The organism is Verrucomicrobiota bacterium, from assembly GCA_039027815.1.
Lineage (GTDB): Bacteria > Verrucomicrobiota > Verrucomicrobiia > Verrucomicrobiales > JBCCJK01 > JBCCJK01.
Genome location: JBCCJK010000015.1, coordinates 39,428 through 56,012, shown reverse-complemented (window position 1 = coordinate 56,012; position 16,585 = coordinate 39,428). Strand labels below are relative to the sequence as shown.

The window sequence follows — 16,585 nt, the reverse complement described above, 5'->3', positions numbered from 1 at the left end:
GGGAAGGGAGAGCCGGTGTCTTTCGAGCCAGCCCTGCGTTGCTCCTCGGTTACGGTGCCTGCACCGCGCCCTCGTCGCGCCTTGGTCTGGCCCGAAATCCACTCGGCCATTCTACCAGCCAATTCTGCAGCTTGGTATTAGTTCTGCGAGAGCTTGTCTTGGAAGCCTTTCTCGGGGGCCCGGCCTCCGAGGGCCCGTACCAGGGTGGTGATGTTGTGGTCGATCATGCCGAGGTAGGTCCCTTCGTAGCTCCCGGTGGGGCCCATGGCGTCGGAGAAGAGTTCTCCCCCGATGCGCACTTCGTGACCCCGGGCCCGCGCGCCTTCCACGAGGGCGCGGATGTTTTTCTCGGAGACACTGCTTTCGACAAAGACGGCCGGCACTCGCCGGGCCACCAAGAGGTTGATGAGGTTTTCGATGTCCCGCACGCCCGCTTCGGATTCGGTGCTGAGTCCCTGGATGCCCTCCACTTCCAGCCCGTAGGCGCGGTTCATGTAGCCGAAGGCGTCGTGGGCGGTGATGAGGATGCGCTGGTTCTCCGGGATGGAGGCGATGGCTTCTTTGGCGTAAGCGTCCAGGCCTTCGAGTTGGGCGAGGTAGGCATCCGCATTGGCTTGATAGTCGCCGGCGTGATCAGGATCGAAGTCGATGAGCGCGTCCCGAACGACCTCAGTAGCTCTCATCCAGCCTTTTACGTCCATCCAGACGTGGGGATCGAGGTGCTCCTCCTCATCCGTGATGACGAAATCACCCTGATCGAGAATGGTTTCGGTAACCGCATGGACCGGCTTTCCAGTTCGCGCGACTCGGACGAGAACGTCCGTCATTTTCCCCTCCAAGAGCAGGCCATTGTAGAAGATGATGTCGGCTGCTTGGAGGGCCTTCACATCGGCGGTGGTAGGCTTGTAGAGATGGGGATCGACTCCTTCTCCAATGAGGTTCTCGACCTGAGCGTGCGGGCCGGCGACGTTGCGGACCATGTCCGCGACCATGCCCACCGTGCCAACGATGCGGTAGGTAGAGGAAGTCTGTGGCTCGGGAGCGTCACAGGCGAAAAGACAGAGCGAGATGAGAAAGAGAAGAAGGAAGCGCATGGCTGTTTTTGGTTGCGTGGAGTGGTGGTCAGACCTCGAAGGTGATGCCAATCGAGGCGTAGGCGAAATCGCGGAGTGAGGCGTCGCCAGGATGGTGGAGAGGTTGGCTGTCGATCCCCCAAGTATGGGCGATGGAAGCGTAGACAAAGCAGTGCTCGTTGAGAGCGATCTCCGCGGTCAACGAGCAGGAAAGATGGTTCAAGCCATCATGGCCGTCCGAAACGAATCCTTGGTTTCCACCCAATTCGATCTGCGGAATGAGGGTCAAGCAGTCATGGACGGGCCAGGGGCGTAGCAAAGAGCCCACCATGAAATAGCCCTCAGACTGGACGCCGTAATAGACGTCCACACTGAGCTCCAGCGCGTGGGGAAGGAGAAGCGTGGTGCCGAGGCCGAGTTCGTTGTCGAAGGACTCGCCAGGCGCGAAACGCAAGTGATTGAAACTGGGGGTGAGGGCCAACGGTCCCCAATCGAAGGTGGAGGAGAGAATGGCGTTGAGTTCTTGATAATGCTGACTCGGACTTTGCCCGAGCCAGAGTTCGAGCGCCGCCTTTCCCAGAGAAGCGCTGCCGGTCACACTGACGAGGCCGTCGCCTTCCAAGAGATCCCGCCCTTCCAGGACGTAATGGGACGCCACCTCCGCAGAAGCGGAGATTTCTGGCTGGAGTGCGAAAGTCGCCGTCGGCAGCAGGAGGAATAAGATGATGGTCCACTTCATGAAACCAGAGTCATGGCGGCTAATCTTGAGTGTTCAAGATATTTTATTTGAGTATTGCAATTTAGTGAGATGAGTTTTCAGTTTCCCATGCCGACCAGCACGGTGGAGAACTACCTCAAGGCGGCCTTGCGTCTCGAAGAAGGAGGGCAGTTCGCTACGGTAGGGGGGATTGCCGAGGAGCTAGCGGTGACTCCCGGCACCGTCACCACGATGATGAAGCACTTGGCGAGCGAAGGCTTGGTGGATTACGCGCCCCGTAAGCAAGTTTCTTTGACGGAGTCTGGACGGGCTGCGGCGCTGCAAGTGCTTCGCCGCCATCGCCTGATCGAGACCTTTTTGGTGGAAATTATGAAGCTCGACTGGGCCCATGTGCATGAAGAAGCGGAAGTGCTGGAACACGTCATTTCCGACCGTCTTGTTGAGCGCATGGACGAGATGTTGGGGCGACCAGACTGCGATCCCCACGGCTCGCCCATTCCCGATGCCAGGGGAGTGGTCTCGGAGCGAGGAGGGCAGCCGTTGTGCGACTGCCGAGTCGGGGACCATCGCCTGCTGCGGGTGCAGGGCGAGCGGCGGGGCCTGCTCGACTGGTTGCAAGAGCGGGAGCTGGTTCCGGGGGTGGTGTTCTCGCTTGAGGAACGGGACGACCAAGCTGGTGTCTTCTCCCTCCAGCTGGCCTCGGGCAGACGGGTGAGTTTCGATGCCGAGGTGGCTGGGAATCTTTGGGTCGGTCCGGCTAGGTGAGGGGATGGGGTGGGAGCTTTCCGGTTTCGGGGGTGCGCTCGACGAATTGGACTGCGGCCTCCAAGGCTTGGTGGCGGGTTTCGTTGAAGGAGGGTTTGAGGTCGCCCGTGCGGCCGATCCGCTCCAAGCGCTCCCGGACCTCGCCCTCCTGGGCACAGATGTAGACGGCCAGTCCGGCGGCCCGAGCCTGGCGGACGACGTTTTCGATGGCGAGGGCCACGGTGGTGGAAAGGATGGGGACGTCCTTGAGGTCGAGCACGAGGGCCTGGGCCTGGTTCAGTTCCTCCTGTTGCCGGGAAATGGCCTTGGCCACCCCGAAGATCATGGGGCCGCTCAGGTGAAGGAGGACGACCCGACCGGCGGCGCGTTCGAAGAGGGCTCGTTCGGCGTCGTCCAACTGCGGCTCGTCCTCGCTGGTGTCGATGGCCTTGACGCCGGTTTCTTGCTGGAGGCGGGTCAGGCGATCGATGGTGAGGATATTGGCCACGAAGACGCCCACGCCGACCGCCACGATGAGGTCGACGAAGACGGTGAGCGCCATGACGCCATACATGATGGCCATGGCGGAGCGGGAGACGTGGTGGGCTCGTTTCAGGAAACTCCAGTCGAGGATGTCGACCCCCACTTTGACGGCGATGGCCGCCAGCACCGCCATCGGGATGCTTTCGAGATAGGGGGCGAAGACCAAGACCACCAGTAGCAGCAGCAAGGCCCGGATGATCCCGGCCACTGGGGAGCGGCCGCCGACTTGGATATTGACGACGGTTCCCATGGTGGCGCCCGCGCCAGGGAGGCCGCCGATGAAGCTGGCTGCCATGTTGCCCAGGCCTTGGCCGATGAGCTCGCGATTGGAGTCGTGCTGCTTGCGGGTCAAGCTGTCGGCGATCATGGCGGTCAAGATGGTGTCGATGCAGCCGAGGAGACCCAGGATCATGCCTTCGAACAAAATCAGGGTGAATTGCTCCCCTGAGAAGAGGGGCAGCCGCAAGGTGGGAAGGCCCATCGGGATTTGCCCGATGCGCCGCAAATCCGCCTCTCGGAAAAAAAGCCAAGCCACCAAGGTGCCGAGGACGAGGGCCGCGAGGTGCGGAGGGCACCAGGGCCGCCATTTTTTGGGCATGAAAAACAGCACCACCAAGGCCAGAGCCGCCAGCAGGCACTCCAGGCTATCCACGCCCGCGAAGAGGTCCGGGAGAGCCCGGACGACTTCGATGGCTCCCCCCGGGGGGGTGGATTGCCCGGTCAGGGGGGCCAGCTGCATGAGAATGAGGAGAACGCCGATCCCCGACATGAAGCCGGAGATGACGCTGTAGGGCATGAGGCTGACGTAGCGCCCGAGCTGGAAGGCCCCCAGAAGGACTTGGGTCAGACCCGCCACCAGGACGACCGCGAAGGCCATGGCGAGGCCGTTTTCGGGATCGGCGGCCACCAAGTTCATGACGACCGCCGTCATGACGACTGTCATGGGACCGGTGGGTTCGGAAATGAGGGTTCGGGTGCCCCCGAAGAGGGCAGCAAAAAGACCGACGCAGACGGCCCCATACAAGCCGGCCTCAGGCCCGACGCCCGAGGCGACCCCGAAGGCCAGGGCCAGGGGCAGGGAGATGACGGCGGTGGTGATGCCCCCAAAGAAATCCCCCTTCCAGGAAATGGATTCAAATCGACCATAGCGGTCAAAGACCCGCCGCAGTGCTCTCTGGTTTCTCTCCATGGGGGCGACCTTGGGGTAAGGAGAGAAAAGGGGGAAGACTTTTTCTGGGTAATTCTTGGTCCGACCCGCCCCGGCTTGGTCAGGGGGAGTTCGTTTTTAGTTTTCGGGGGCGAGAAGGCTAGTGGGGCGGGGAGCACGCCTTCTGAGCGCCTTGGTCTGGCCCGAAATCCACTCGGCCATTCTACCAGCCAATTCTGCAGCTTGGTATTACACCCGCCGACGCTTTCGCTTGAGATCGAGCTGGGCCATGGATTTTTGGATGAGCGCTTCCGTGAGAGCGGCCTCTTCGGGGTCGCTCAATTCATCCAGCGCTTCCTGGGCCTTTTTCATGGCCGCTTCCACGATTTCTTCGTCGATTTCGTCTTCGCCCAGGGCGAGGTCCGTCAGGACGGAGATCCCTTCAAAGGTGATTTCCACCAGTCCTTCTCCCACGGCCAGTTCCTTCGTTTGGTCGCCTATGGTGTAGGAGAGTTCCCCCGGGTGGAGGGTCGTGACGAGGGGCGCGTGCTGAGGAAGCACGCCCATTTCCCCTTTGAATCCAGGCAGGACGGCGATGTCCACTTCGCCAGAGAAGATTTCGCTCTCCGGAGTCACGATGCGCAGGGGAAGAGGCATTTCTTTGAAAACTCGGTTAGTCTTGGCCTTTGTCCACGCTTTCGATCCCGGCCTTCATGTAGAAGTTGGCCTCAGGCACGCTGTCCCATTTGCCATCGAGGATTTCTCCGAAGCCTTTGACGGTTTCTTCCACCGGGACGTAGACCCCGGCCACGCCGGTGAAGACTTCGGCCACGTGGAACGGTTGGGAGAGAAAGCGCTGCAGCTTCCGCGCGCGGTAGACGGTCAGCTTGTCTTCATCGGACAGTTCGTCCATGCCGAGAATGGCGATGATGTCTTGGAGGTCTTTGTAACGCTGGAGGACATTTTGCACTCCCCGGGCCACTTTGTAGTGTTCGTCACCCACGACATCGGGGGCCAAGGCATTCGAGACTGAGGCCAGCGGATCGACTGCGGGATAGATCCCGAGTTCGGCCAAGGAACGCTCGAGCACGACGGTGGAGTCGAGGTGGGCGAAGGTGTTGGCCGGGGCGGGGTCGGTCAAGTCATCCGCCGGGACGTAGACGGCTTGGAAGGAGGTGATGGAGCCCTTGGTGGTGGAGGTGATGCGCTCTTGGAGGCCAGCCATTTCCTCCGACAGATTCGGCTGGTAGCCGACCGCGGAGGGAGTCCGGCCGAGGAGGGCGGAGACTTCCGAGCCGGCTTGCGAGAAGCGGAAGACGTTGTCCACGAAGAGGAGCACGTCCTGGTTTTGCTCATCCCGGAAGAATTCAGCCATCGAGAGGGCGGAGAGGGCCACCCGGAGACGGGCGCCGGGGGGCTCGTTCATTTGCCCGTAGACCAGTGCCACCTTTGATTTCTCAATGTTTTCCCGGTCGATGACGCCGGATTCCGACATTTCCTCATAGAGGTCATTTCCTTCCCGCGTCCGCTCGCCCACTCCAGCGAAGACGGAGTAGCCCCCGTGGTTTTTGGCGATGTTGTTGATGAGCTCCATGATGACGACGGTCTTGCCGACGCCGGCCCCGCCAAAGGCTCCCACTTTTCCGCCTTTGGTGAAGGGGCAAATGAGATCGATGACCTTGATGCCGGTTTCGAGGATTTGGGCGCTGGTGCTCTGGTCGGTGAGGGCCGGGGCCGGACGGTGAATGGGATATTTCTTTTCGTGGGGAACGGGGCCGCGTTCATCGACCGGGTCGCCCGTGACATTGAAGATGCGGCCAAGGATGCCATCGCCCACCGGGACCGAGATGGGGGCGCCGGTATCGACAATCGACATCCCGCGCTTGAGACCTTCCGTGGTGGTCATGGCGACCGCCCGCACCCAACCGTCTCCCAGGTGAGCCTGGACTTCCAGGGTGAGGGTGGTTTCCTGGCCGCCGAGCGGGTAGGTGATGTTGAGGGCGTCGTAGACTTTGGGGAGTTTCTCGGCCTTCGAGAAATCCGCGTCGACGACGGCGCCGATGACTTGGACGATGGTTCCGGTGTTGCTCATGGTAGGGAAAGGTTGCTAGACTTCGGTCTTCAGAATTCAGCGGGAGGTAGTCTGTGGAATGGTTTGGGAAATGGGTGGGGATGGGGCTTGCCTTGGGGTTCAGAATCGAGTGGCTGAAGACGGAATTCTGAAGCCTGACAAACTTCTTCACTCGAGGGCCTTCATGGCGGTGGTGATTTCGAGGAGTTCGTTGGTGATGGCAGCTTGGCGGACCTTGTTGTATTGCAAGGTCAGGTCGGAGATGAGTTCCTTGGCGTTGTCGGTGGCGGATTTCATGGCCACCATCCGGGCCGAGTGCTCGGAGGCGCGGGCTTCCAAGAGCATCTGATACACTTGGTAGTTCAGATAGAGCGGGAGGACGTGGTCGAAGATCTGTTCCACATTGGGCTCGAAGAGGTAGCCTCCGGCGGGCACTTCCCCAATGGCCTCGCCCTCGGTGACCCCGGTATGACAGATCGGGAGGAGGTCAATGAGGATGGGCTCTTGTTTGATGGTGTTGATGAAGTTGGTGAAGGCGATGCGGACTTTATCCACCTTGCCTTCCAGGAACTGATCACGCAGGAATCCGGCGATGACTTTGGCTTCCGCGAAGGGGACCGGGTCCTTGATCTCGAAGTCCGCCAGCATGTTTTTGCCGAGCTTGGCGAGGGAGCGGCGGCCCTTGGAGCCGACGGTCACGATCTGGGTGTCTTCCTGGCAGGCTGGGAGGACTTGTTTGAGGAGGTTGGTGTTGAGTGGGCCGCAGAGTCCCTTGTCTGTGGTGATGACGAGGAGGGCCTCTTTCGTGCCTTCCCGGACTTCCAGGAGCGGGTTTTTGGAGTCCTCGGTGTCTTCCTGAATGTCATTCAGGATTTTATTGAGCATGCCGGCGTAGGCGCGCCCGGCGAGGGCTTGGTCCTGGGCCTTTTTCATCTTGGACGCCGCCACGAGCTGCATCGCGCGGGTGATCTGCGCGGTGTTCTTGACCGACTTGATTCGGCGGCGGATGTCGCGGGTGCTGGGCATCTCAGTGAGGGAGGGTCAGGACCGGAGTGCTTAGCTCCAAGTGCTTTTGAATTCGTCGAGGGCGGCTTTGGTCGCGTCGACGGTTTCTTTGTCCTTTTTCATGCTCGGCTGGTCATCGCGGATCTTGGCCAGGAGGTCCTGCTTTCGCTCCACGAAGAATTTTTCCATGGCGCTCTGGCAGTCCTTGATTCGCTCGACGGCCACGTCATCGAAGTAGCCATTCTGCATGGCGAAGAGGAAGATGACTTCCAATTCCATGGCCATGGGATTGTATTGGCCCTGTTTGAAGAGTTCGACGATGCGCTGGCCCCGCTCGATTTTCTGCTTGGTGGCGGCGTCGAGGTCCGAGCCGAATTGGGCGAAGGCTTGGAGTTCCCGGAATTGCGCCAGATCGAGTTTGGTGGTGCCGGAGACGTCCTTGACGGATTTGGTCTGGGCGGCGGAGCCGACCCGCGAGACGGAGATGCCGACGTTGATGGCGGGGCGGATGCCCTGGTAGAAGAGGTCGGTGTCGAGGAAGATTTGCCCGTCGGTGATGGAAATCACATTGGTCGGGATGTAGGCCGAGACGTCACCGGCCTGGGTTTCGATGATGGGCAGGGCCGTGAGAGAACCGCCTCCTTCGGCCTCGGAGAGGCGGGCGGAGCGCTCCAAGAGACGGCTGTGAAGGTAGAAGACGTCTCCCGGGTAGGCTTCGCGTCCCGAGGGGCGGCGGAGGATGAGGGAGACTTGGCGGTAGGCGACCGCGTGCTTGGAGAGGTCATCGTAGACGATGAGGGCGTCCAGGCCTTGGTCCATGAGGTATTCAGCCATGGCGCACCCAGCGTAGGGGGCGAGGTATTGGTTCGAGGCCGAGTCCGAGGCGGAGGCGGAGACCACGATGGTGTAGTCCATGGCGCCGGCGTCTTCCAGGGTTTTGATGATCCGGGCGACGTTCGAACGCTTTTGGCCGATGACGACGTAGATGCAGTAGAGTGGCTTGTGATCCTTGAGCTGGCCTTCTTCGGCGGCCTTGTTTTGGCGGGCCTGGGAGATGATGGTGTCGATGGCGACGGTCGTTTTGCCGGTCGACCGGTCTCCGATGATGAGTTCCCGCTGGCCCCGGCCGATCGGGATCATGGCGTCGATCGGGAGGATGCCGGTCTGGACGGGAACCGAGACCGATTTCCGTTTGATGATGCCGGGGGCGATTTTCTCGACCGGGTATTCCGCTTCGTTTTCGATCGGGCCCTTGCCATCGATGGGCTGGCCGAGGGCATTCACGACCCGACCAAAGAGACTTTTGCCAACGGGAACGGAGAGGAGGCGGCCGGTGGTTTTGGCTTCGTCCCCTTCTTTGATGTGAAGGCTGTCCCCCAGGAGAATGACGCCGACTTCGGTTTCCTCCAGATTGAGGGCCAGACCAAAGAGGCCGCCGGGAAACTCGATCATTTCCATATACATGACCTCGCTCAGGCCTTCGACCTTGGCCACGCCATCACCGATGGAGCGGACCGTGCCGACATTCGTTTTGGTGACGGAGGTGGCGAGGCTGTTGATTTCGGATTCGAGTTCTTCGAGGATGGTGCTCATGGGAAAAGTGGGCTGGGGTGGCGGCGTTCGGTTTTCAGCAAGGGGCTAGAGGGCTTCGGATAGGTGATGGAGGCGGGCTTGCACGGAGCCGTCCCAGACATCGCTCCCGACTTGGATGCGGAGTCCCCCTAGGAGGGCTGGCTGGGTCGTGAATTCGAAGGTGAGGTCCTCTCCGTATTTGCTTTTGAGGGTGCGTTCGAGCTGGCTTTGGGTGGCGGCATCGAGGGGTTCGGCGCTTTGAATGAGGGTGTGGCGTTTGGCTTGTTCCAGTTTCACGAGACGCCCGAAGGCGCTCAGCACCATGAGGGCTCCGCGGGGATTTTTTTCCCGCACGCCCTTCATGACCTGCAAGGCTCGTTCTCCGGAAAACTTGCCATCGAGAAAGCAGAGCTGGAGGAGCTGGCGAGCGGTGCGCTGGGCGTCTTTGGAGACCTTCATGAAGGATTAGATTTCGGCGACCGCTTCCTGGTTGAGGCGATTCTTGTCCTCTTCGGTCAGGACCTTGCCAGTGACTTTGGAGGTGCTGGCGATGAGGAGGCGAGAGAAGTCCTTTTTGAGGTCGGCCATGGCTTGCTCGCGCTCGAGCCGGGTGGCTTCGCGGGCCTTTTCCACGATTTGCTGGGCTTCTCCGAGGGCGGATTCCTGCTTTTGGGTGCGGAATTTCTCGGCGGTGGCGTTGGCTTCGTCGATCATGGCCTGGGCCTTGTCGTTGGCCTCGGCCATCATCTCTTTGACCTTGTCCTCTGCCAGAGAGAGCTGGTCCTTCATTTTGGCGGCGTTGGCCTCGGCTTCTTCGATGGTGCGGCGCCGGGCTTCCAGTTGGGCCACAATGGGGCCAAAAGCGAGCTTCTTCAGGATGAAGAAGACCAGTAGGAAGCAAAGGAATTGCGCGATGAGCGCAGGAAAGTTGAATCCGAGCAGCCCCGAGCCTTCCGGAGGAGCGGCAGCTGCGATGAGGGCCAAGGAACTGATCATGAGGAAGCGGTAGGTAAGAAAAGCGGAGTGGCCACTGGCCGGTCCGGCCAGCGACCACGCCGATGGGGAATTACTTGATGAACGCAAGGACGAGCGCGTAAATCGCGATCGCCTCGGCGAGTGCCATGCCGAGAACGGCGATGGTGAGGATCTGTCCGGAAGCACCGGGATTGCGACCGGTGGCTTCGGCGGCTTTGGTGCCGATCATGCCAATGGCGATGGCAGCGGCAGCACCGCAGACAGCCATGGCGTAGTCAGCGACGCCGGCGGCGGCGAGGATCATTTCTCCAGCCATAATAGTAGTGGTTGTAGGTTCAGTGGTTTGTTTTCAGTTGTCGATCCCGCCGCCCACAGTCGTGATGCCATGGTCCCGACGGAAAGAGTGTTTTCAATGAGGCGCGCCCTCCTCGTGGTGGTCGTCATGCGTGGTGGAGAGCTGGATGTAAACAGCGCAGAGGAGGGAAAAGACGATGGCTTGAAGGAAGCCCACCAGGATTTCCAAAAAGTAGAAGGGCACCGGCACCAGGACGCGGGCGATGTAGGCCAGGGCGTTGCCCAAGCCGAGCTTGTCCCCTAATTCGGCCATGGTGTGGAGCAGGGTTTCCCCGGCGAAGATATTGCCGTAGAGGCGCAGCGAGAGCGAGAAGGGGCGGACGGAGATCGAGACAATCTCCAAGAGGCCCACAAAGAGGAAGATGGGGATGAGGGCGGTCCGAAGGATCCCGGTCAGCCCGCCCTTGGGGGCGAAGAGGTGGGCAAAAAAGCCGCCCACGCCCATTTCCTTCATGGAGATGACCAGCCACACGACCATGAAAAGCAGGGCGATGGCGAGGTTGTTGTTGATGTCGGCACCGGGCGGGCGGAGGGCCGGCTTGCCATTGAGATAGATGGTGCCGACCCCGGGAATGAGCCCCAACCAGTTGGAGACAAGGTAGAAGAGAAAGATGGTGCAGAGGAGGGGGAAGGCCTTGGGGGCGATTTTCGGGCCCACGATTCCCTCGACAAAGCTGTAAAAGCCATCCACGACCATTTCGAGCATGTTCTGGAGGGTGCCCGGCACGCGCCGCATTTTGCTGGTGGCGGCTCGGCAGACGAAGAAGAGAATGCCGCCGGCGATGAGGGTCACCACGAGAGCATTCGTGAACCAAGGGAGAACCTCAAAAAATGCCTCGGCAGTTTGGCTGACAGCGAGTGGAAGAGAAGGAGCGTGGGCGGTGGCCGGCGACATTCGTGAGGCTGTCTGAAGTGGAGCGGTTGAGGGGTCCCTTCTGAGGGTTCAGCCGGGAGGGGGGAATAGTTGTATGGGTCCCTCGACAGGCAAGCGGAATTTGCAAAAATATCGCGAGACCGCTTGATTTTCCGGGCGATTTCCCGTCAATCGGCGGTCGCTTGTTTTGGCTTGCAGCCAATGCGCTTTGAGCCATGCTTTCCGCCCCGCCCAAAGCACGGGTAGCTCAGCGGTAGAGCGACTGGTTTACACCCAGTTGGTCGGCGGTTCGATCCCGTCCCCGTGCACCATCTGGTCCGAGCGAGGGGTGGTTTGGGGAGCGCGTGATGGCCTCGGCCAGCGCTTCCTTTCTGCTAGCGGCTATTGCCAGGAGACGATGGCGTTGCGGAGTTTGCGCGGGTCGGCTTCGGGTCCCTTTTCATCGCCGAGGGCGACGGCACCCACGCCCTTCTGAAGGGCTCCACTGTCGATGCGACTTTGGATTTCAGTCAGCGGGAAGACGGTTTTGTTGATGGCTTTGTCGAAGTCCCCGTCCACGGCCACGATGTAGGGGAAGCCAAAGGGATCGAAGAGTTCGACTTGGTTTCCCGAGCTGTTCAAGACAAACCCGTCTTTGTAGTCGCCCGAGATGTCACCGGTGGCGTCTTTGCTTTCCAGGAAACGGAGGCCTTTGAAATTGATGTAACGCGTCCCATCATCGGTCCCGATGCCGGTCAGCTCGGACATGAAGCGCGCGTTGTAGCTGCCCGGGACGGCCGCGAACTCGCTTTGGGTGTTGGCGGTGTTGTAAGCGCTATCGGTGGTGGTGGTGGTGGCCCCTTGCGGATAGCGGTTGTATTCCAAGGCGAAGGATTCACAGGCCTGGGCCAAGGCATTGACTGTGGTGGTGGCAGCGGCCCGCCGGGCCTTGTTGGTGACCATTTGGTAGGCGGGGAAGGAGAGCCCGGCCAAGACGGCGATGATGGTGATGACGGTCAACAACTCGAGGAGAGTGAAGCCTGCGAGGCGGCGGGAGAGGGGAAGGGGCATAGGATGGGGGGAAGTGAACGTTTCGAACTGGCAGGCTAGTCCCTCCGCCTGCAAGAAGCAAGGGGAGAACCCGGTGGCCGAGCGAGAAGAAGAAAAAGCCCTTTTCCCACCTTTCCGAGCGCGGGGAGCCGTGGCAGGGAGGGGCTTCCATCCGTGGCTGATTCCTTAGAAACACAACTCCTCAAGCTGCTGTCTGCCCCGAGCTATCAGCCGAAGAACAAGACAGAATTGGTCGCGGCGCTCGGGCTGAAGGGGGAAGCAAGAGCGGACCTCCGGGCGGCCCTTCGCCAGTTAGAGAAACGCGGCCAGGTCCGGCGGGTCCGCAAGAGCCGCTACGCGCTTCCTTCCGAGAAGAGTTCCCAGAAAAGACCAAGCGCAGGGCGGGCGGGGAAAAGGGTCTTGGAAGGGACCTTGCAAGTGGATCGGGGAGGGATGCCCTGGTTTTTTGAGGACAATACGGGGGGGCTGCGCGGAGAGCGCTACTTTGTCAATCGCCACCACCAAGGGAGCGCGCTCCATGGCGACCGCGTGCGGATCCAGCTCCAGGAGGCGCAGGCCAAGGCTTGGCAAAAGCACCTGCCCAGCCGCGCTCGGAAGGCCGTTCAGGAGAAGCGGGGGCCGGAGGCCAAGATTCTGGAGGTGGTTGAGCGACGGAAGGGGGGGGTGGTCGGCACGCTGAGACGCTCCGGAAAGTTCTGGCGAGTGGAGGTGGAGGATTTGCGTTTTCCGCCCGTCATTGCGCTCAAGGGGCAGCCCCAGGGGGGCCAGCTGGAGCGGGCCCCACGCGAGGGCGATCAGGTGGTGGCGGTCATTCACAGTTTTCAGGGAGGCCGCAGTGTTCCCCGAGGCGAGCTGCTCCGGGTCCTGGGACGGAAGGGTGATCCCAAGCTGGACATTTTGGCCATCATCCACGGGCATGATTTGCCGCTGGAGTTTCCCGAGGAGGTCTTGGCGGCGGCGGAGTCGATCGACGAGTCGGTGGCAGGGGAGGGCGTGGCGGAGGAGCGGGAAGACTGGAGGGATCGCGTCGTGTTCACGATCGATCCCTTTGACGCGCGCGATTTCGATGATGCCATTTCGGTGGAATGGCTCCCGGAAGGGGGCTGGCGCTTGGCGGTCCACATCGCGGATGTCTCGCACTACGTGGAGCCGGGGAGCCCTATGGATCGGGAGGCGCGGCGGCGGGGCAATTCCGTCTATCTGGTGGACCGTGTTTTGCCGATGCTGCCGGAGCGGCTTTCGAATGGGATTTGCAGCCTGCGGCCGGAGGAGAATCGCCTGACCTTCGCGGCCATTCTCGATTTCGATCCCAAGGGCCGGGTGCGCAAGGCGCGCTTCAGCAAGGCGATGATCCAGAGCGCCAAGCGCTTTACCTACGAGGAGGCTTTTGCGCTTTTGCAGCCGGTTTTGGAGCAGCCGGCCGCGGCGGCCAAGCGGGCTCCGGAGGGCAGCGTGGAGAAGATGCTGTATGAGGCGTGGGCGCTGGCCAAGCGACTTCGCCGCAATCGCTTCGAGGCCGGTTCCTTGGATCTGGATATGGCGGAGGTCAAAATCGTGATCGACGACCAAGGCCTGCCGACGGAGATGCGGCGGATCGATTACGATGAGAGCCATCAGCTGATCGAGGAATTCATGCTGGCGGCCAACGAGGCGGTGGCCAAGGTGCTCAAGCAAAACAGCCGCCCAGCGCTCTACCGCATTCACGAAGATCCGGACTTCGATAAGCTGAACGAGTTCGCTGAGACGGCCCGGCTGCACGGTCACCGCATTGGCGACCCCACCAATAAGAAGGAGGTCAATCGGCTCTTGGAACAAATCAAGGGCAAGCCGGAGGAGCACAGTCTCAAGATCGCGCTTCTCAAAAGCTTGAAGCGGGCCGCCTACAGTGCGGACCCGCTCGGCCACTATGGCTTGAGCAAGGTGGACTACACCCACTTCACTTCGCCCATTCGACGGTATGCCGATCTGGTGGTCCACCGCGCCCTCCAGGCCTGGCTGCGAAAGAGCCGTGGGCAAGGGGCGCCCCGGACCCCGGGCTATCCCGAGCTTCAGGAAATCGGCGAACACATTTCGAAGACGGAGCGGATCGCGGCCGAGGCGGAAATGGACACCCGCAAGATCAAGGAGATCGAGTATCTCGAAAATTTGGCTCGCGATGCTGAATCCCCCATCTTTGAGGCGGCCATCACGGAGGTGGCTCGGATGGGGGTCTTCGTGGAGCTGAGCGATCTTTTGATCAGGGGCCTCGTCAAGCTGGAGGACTTTCCCAAGGCGCGGCGTGGGTATGCCTTTGACCCCCGGGGGCAAGCCTGGAGCAGCCGGGATCCGGAGCGAGTCCTGGCGGCTGGGGGCAAGGTGCGGGTCCGCATCGCCCGGGTGCACCGGGAGAAGCGCTTGGTCGACTTTTCGATTGTTTCCTGATGGCGAGGGACTGGGTCAGCTGGGTGAGGGCTGGTGTCGGTTTCAGGTTTCGGGCTCGAAGAAAATCAGCGCGGCGTCTGGTGTCGTGGCCTAGTCTGATGGGAAGATCAGGCGGCCGTTTTACCAGTTTCTATGGCGGAAGCTATTTTTGGGTTCCGGCGAGTTCGCGTGCGCCCGTGAAAATGCCCACGAAGTAAAAGAGGGCGCAGATCGCGAAGAGGAGGAAGAGGGCGGTCAGGAGCCAGAAGGGCGTGCCTTGGTGGGAGAGCAGCTTGGCCGCGGTATCGCTTTCCGTGCCTTCGCGCACGACAGTGGGATCGTTCGGGAGATAGACCACCTCCAGCCGCTCTCCTTTTTCGAGATCACGGAAGACTTGGAGGTCGGCCCGGTGGTCGTGAAAGCGGATTTCCACTTTGCTGGCCAGTCGGCGGTCGCGGAGAAATTCGCGAGCGTTGGAGACCCGGGCCTGGGCCTGCACTCCTTCTTGCGCCAGCCGATAACTGTCCTGGAAGGAGGGCAGGACGAACCAGGCGCTGGCGGCCGCCAGGGTGCTGAAGGCCAGGCAGATGAGGAAGCATTTGAGACGCCGTCCCGCGCCGGTGTCTCCCAGGGAGAGCGCCAGCAGGTAGACTCCGCCGAAAAGGCTGATGGCGATGCCGACCTTTTCGTGGACCGGGAGCACTTCGGAGACTTCGTAGGCATCCCGGTAACAAGCGATCCCCACGGCGATGAGGCCGAGGGCCACGACCCAGGCTTGGATGGCTTTGATGGGGAGGCGCAACTGCCCCATTCATCCGAACTCGGGCCCGCTTGACAAGTTTCTTCTCGCTTTCGAGGAAAAAACTCACCCGAGGACGGGGGCGCAAAGACACCGGCTCCCCTCCATTCTACCAGTGAATTCTGGAGCCTGGTATTAGCGGACGTCCAGGGGAGGGCGTTTCCCGACCACCAGGACCAAGGTCTTGGCCTGGCCATTGCGCGAGATTTGCACGGGGACGCTCTCTCCTGGGCTGGCTTCGGCGGCCAGGCGACGCAGTTGGGAAAGCCGTTCGATTTCCTCGCCTCCGAAAGCGGTCACGAGATCGCCTGGGCGGAGTCCGGCGCGGGCGGCCGGGGTGCCTTCGACTACTTGCGCGATCACGACTTCGCCTTCGGGGAGGCCGCTTTCCCGGGAGAGGGCCTTGGTGACTTCTGCCAGCTGCACGCCCATGTAGCCGCGGGTGACCGAGCCTTGGTCGATCAGTTGGCTGGCGACTTCGAGGGCGTCGTTGGCGGGGATGGCGAAGCCGATGCCGACGTTGCCACCGCTGCGCGAGAAGATGGCGGTGTTGATGCCGACGACCCGGCCCTTGTTATCGATGAGCGCCCCGCCGGAGTTCCCGGGGTTGATGGAGGCATCCGTCTGGATGAAATCTTCATAGCCGGTGATGTCGAGATCGGTCCGGCCCAGGCTGCTGACGATGCCGGAGGTGACACTCTGGGTCAGACCGAAAGGCGAGCCGATGGCGAGCACGAAATCGCCCACTTTCAGCTGGTCGCTATTTCCGAAAACGGAAGCGGGAAGGTTTTCAGCTTCGATTTTGATGACCGCGATGTCGGTCGCGCGATCGGAACCGACCACTTCAGCGAAGTAGGCCTCATCCCGCCCTTCTACGGTGACCTCCAGCTTGTCCCCCCCGCGGATGACGTGGGCATTGGTCAGAATGTAGCCATCGGTCGTCAGGATCACCCCGGAACCCAAGCCTTGCGGCACCGGAATCTGCTCCACCGAGCGCTCTCCTCTCTGCGGGCTGCCGAAGAAACGGCGCAAAAGCATTTCCTCTTGGGAGGTGGAACTCCGCTCGACAATGCGGGAGGAGGCGATGCTCACGACGGTGGGCGAGGTCTTTTCCACGATGTTGGCGTAGCCCGAGTTGGGGCCGACGCGGTCGGGCGGGGTGTCCTGGATGGCGACCCGCTCGAGGACACTTTCAGCGGAGAGGCCAAGCGGCAGCCAGAGCGTGGCAAGGAGGAGAGCGAGACGGGTCATAGTGGAAGA

16 protein-coding genes and 1 tRNA gene are annotated in these 16,585 nt (G+C 61.3%); 3 read left to right on the top strand and 14 right to left on the bottom strand.

Going from position 1 to position 16,585, the window contains the following annotated elements; translation table 11 throughout:
* Positions 1-137: 137 nt before the first annotated feature.
* Together AAF555_06130 and AAF555_06125 are read right to left on the bottom strand one after the other, a co-directional pair.
* Positions 138-1,094, bottom strand: coding sequence for a zinc ABC transporter substrate-binding protein (locus tag AAF555_06130; protein MEM6911145.1), 957 nt, complete (start codon positions 1,092-1,094; stop codon positions 138-140).
* A 28-nt stretch (positions 1,095-1,122) separates the two neighbouring features.
* Positions 1,123-1,812: a hypothetical protein gene (locus tag AAF555_06125; GenBank protein ID MEM6911144.1), complete on the bottom strand. Its 690-nt coding sequence runs from the start codon at positions 1,810-1,812 to the stop codon at positions 1,123-1,125.
* Between the two features lie 69 nt (positions 1,813-1,881).
* Here AAF555_06125 and AAF555_06120 point away from each other — a divergent pair, with 69 nt between their 5' ends.
* Positions 1,882-2,556, top strand: coding sequence for a metal-dependent transcriptional regulator (locus AAF555_06120; GenBank protein MEM6911143.1), 675 nt, complete (start codon positions 1,882-1,884; stop codon positions 2,554-2,556).
* Here AAF555_06120 and AAF555_06115 read toward each other — a convergent pair.
* From AAF555_06115 to atpB, 9 genes are all read right to left on the bottom strand, one after another.
* The gene (locus AAF555_06115; protein ID MEM6911142.1) at positions 2,549-4,267 is read right to left on the bottom strand and encodes a SulP family inorganic anion transporter; all 1,719 of its coding nucleotides are present in this window, start codon (positions 4,265-4,267) and stop codon (positions 2,549-2,551) included. The two genes, AAF555_06120 and AAF555_06115, sit on opposite strands and share 8 nt — an antisense overlap.
* Positions 4,268-4,474: 207 nt before the next feature.
* Positions 4,475-4,882, bottom strand: coding sequence for an ATP synthase F1 subunit epsilon (gene atpC, locus AAF555_06110; protein MEM6911141.1), 408 nt, complete (start codon positions 4,880-4,882; stop codon positions 4,475-4,477).
* 16 nt (positions 4,883-4,898) lie between these two features.
* The gene (atpD, locus tag AAF555_06105) at positions 4,899-6,317 is read right to left on the bottom strand and encodes a F0F1 ATP synthase subunit beta (GenBank protein MEM6911140.1); all 1,419 of its coding nucleotides are present in this window, start codon (positions 6,315-6,317) and stop codon (positions 4,899-4,901) included.
* Between the two features lie 147 nt (positions 6,318-6,464).
* Positions 6,465-7,322 carry an ATP synthase F1 subunit gamma gene (gene atpG / locus AAF555_06100; protein MEM6911139.1) on the bottom strand — a complete coding sequence of 286 codons (858 nt, stop codon included), beginning with the start codon at positions 7,320-7,322 and terminating at the stop codon, positions 6,465-6,467.
* Positions 7,323-7,352: 30 nt separating this feature from the next.
* Positions 7,353-8,894 (bottom strand): F0F1 ATP synthase subunit alpha, encoded by a 1,542-nt coding sequence (gene atpA, locus AAF555_06095; protein ID MEM6911138.1) that lies wholly within the window; start codon positions 8,892-8,894, stop codon positions 7,353-7,355.
* Between the two features lie 45 nt (positions 8,895-8,939).
* A complete protein-coding gene (locus tag AAF555_06090) occupies positions 8,940-9,332 on the bottom strand; it encodes a F0F1 ATP synthase subunit delta (protein MEM6911137.1) in 393 nt (130 codons plus the stop codon).
* A 6-nt stretch (positions 9,333-9,338) separates the two neighbouring features.
* On the bottom strand, positions 9,339-9,869 hold the full coding sequence (gene atpF, locus AAF555_06085) for a F0F1 ATP synthase subunit B (GenBank protein ID MEM6911136.1): 531 nt from the start codon (positions 9,867-9,869) through the stop codon (positions 9,339-9,341).
* 70 nt (positions 9,870-9,939) lie between these two features.
* Positions 9,940-10,152 (bottom strand): ATP synthase F0 subunit C, encoded by a 213-nt coding sequence (locus AAF555_06080; GenBank protein MEM6911135.1) that lies wholly within the window; start codon positions 10,150-10,152, stop codon positions 9,940-9,942.
* A 105-nt stretch (positions 10,153-10,257) separates the two neighbouring features.
* Positions 10,258-11,097, bottom strand: a complete 840-nt coding sequence (gene atpB, locus AAF555_06075; protein MEM6911134.1) for a F0F1 ATP synthase subunit A — start codon at positions 11,095-11,097, stop codon at positions 10,258-10,260.
* 215 nt (positions 11,098-11,312) lie between these two features.
* Here atpB and AAF555_06070 point away from each other — a divergent pair.
* Positions 11,313-11,387, top strand: a tRNA-Val gene (locus AAF555_06070).
* Positions 11,388-11,457: 70 nt separating this feature from the next.
* Here the strand turns inward: AAF555_06070 and AAF555_06065 are convergent.
* Complete coding sequence (locus AAF555_06065) at positions 11,458-12,126, bottom strand: prepilin-type N-terminal cleavage/methylation domain-containing protein (protein ID MEM6911133.1); 669 nt, start codon at positions 12,124-12,126, stop codon at positions 11,458-11,460.
* A 153-nt stretch (positions 12,127-12,279) separates the two neighbouring features.
* Between AAF555_06065 and rnr the strand changes: the two genes are divergently transcribed.
* Positions 12,280-14,547 carry a ribonuclease R gene (gene rnr / locus AAF555_06060; protein MEM6911132.1) on the top strand — a complete coding sequence of 756 codons (2,268 nt, stop codon included), beginning with the start codon at positions 12,280-12,282 and terminating at the stop codon, positions 14,545-14,547.
* Between the two features lie 142 nt (positions 14,548-14,689).
* Here rnr and AAF555_06055 read toward each other — a convergent pair whose 3' ends face one another.
* Together AAF555_06055 and AAF555_06050 are read right to left on the bottom strand one after the other, a co-directional pair.
* Positions 14,690-15,337 (bottom strand): DUF3592 domain-containing protein, encoded by a 648-nt coding sequence (locus AAF555_06055; protein ID MEM6911131.1) that lies wholly within the window; start codon positions 15,335-15,337, stop codon positions 14,690-14,692.
* Between the two features lie 123 nt (positions 15,338-15,460).
* A complete protein-coding gene (locus AAF555_06050) occupies positions 15,461-16,576 on the bottom strand; it encodes a trypsin-like peptidase domain-containing protein (protein ID MEM6911130.1) in 1,116 nt (371 codons plus the stop codon).
* Positions 16,577-16,585 lie beyond the last annotated feature (9 nt).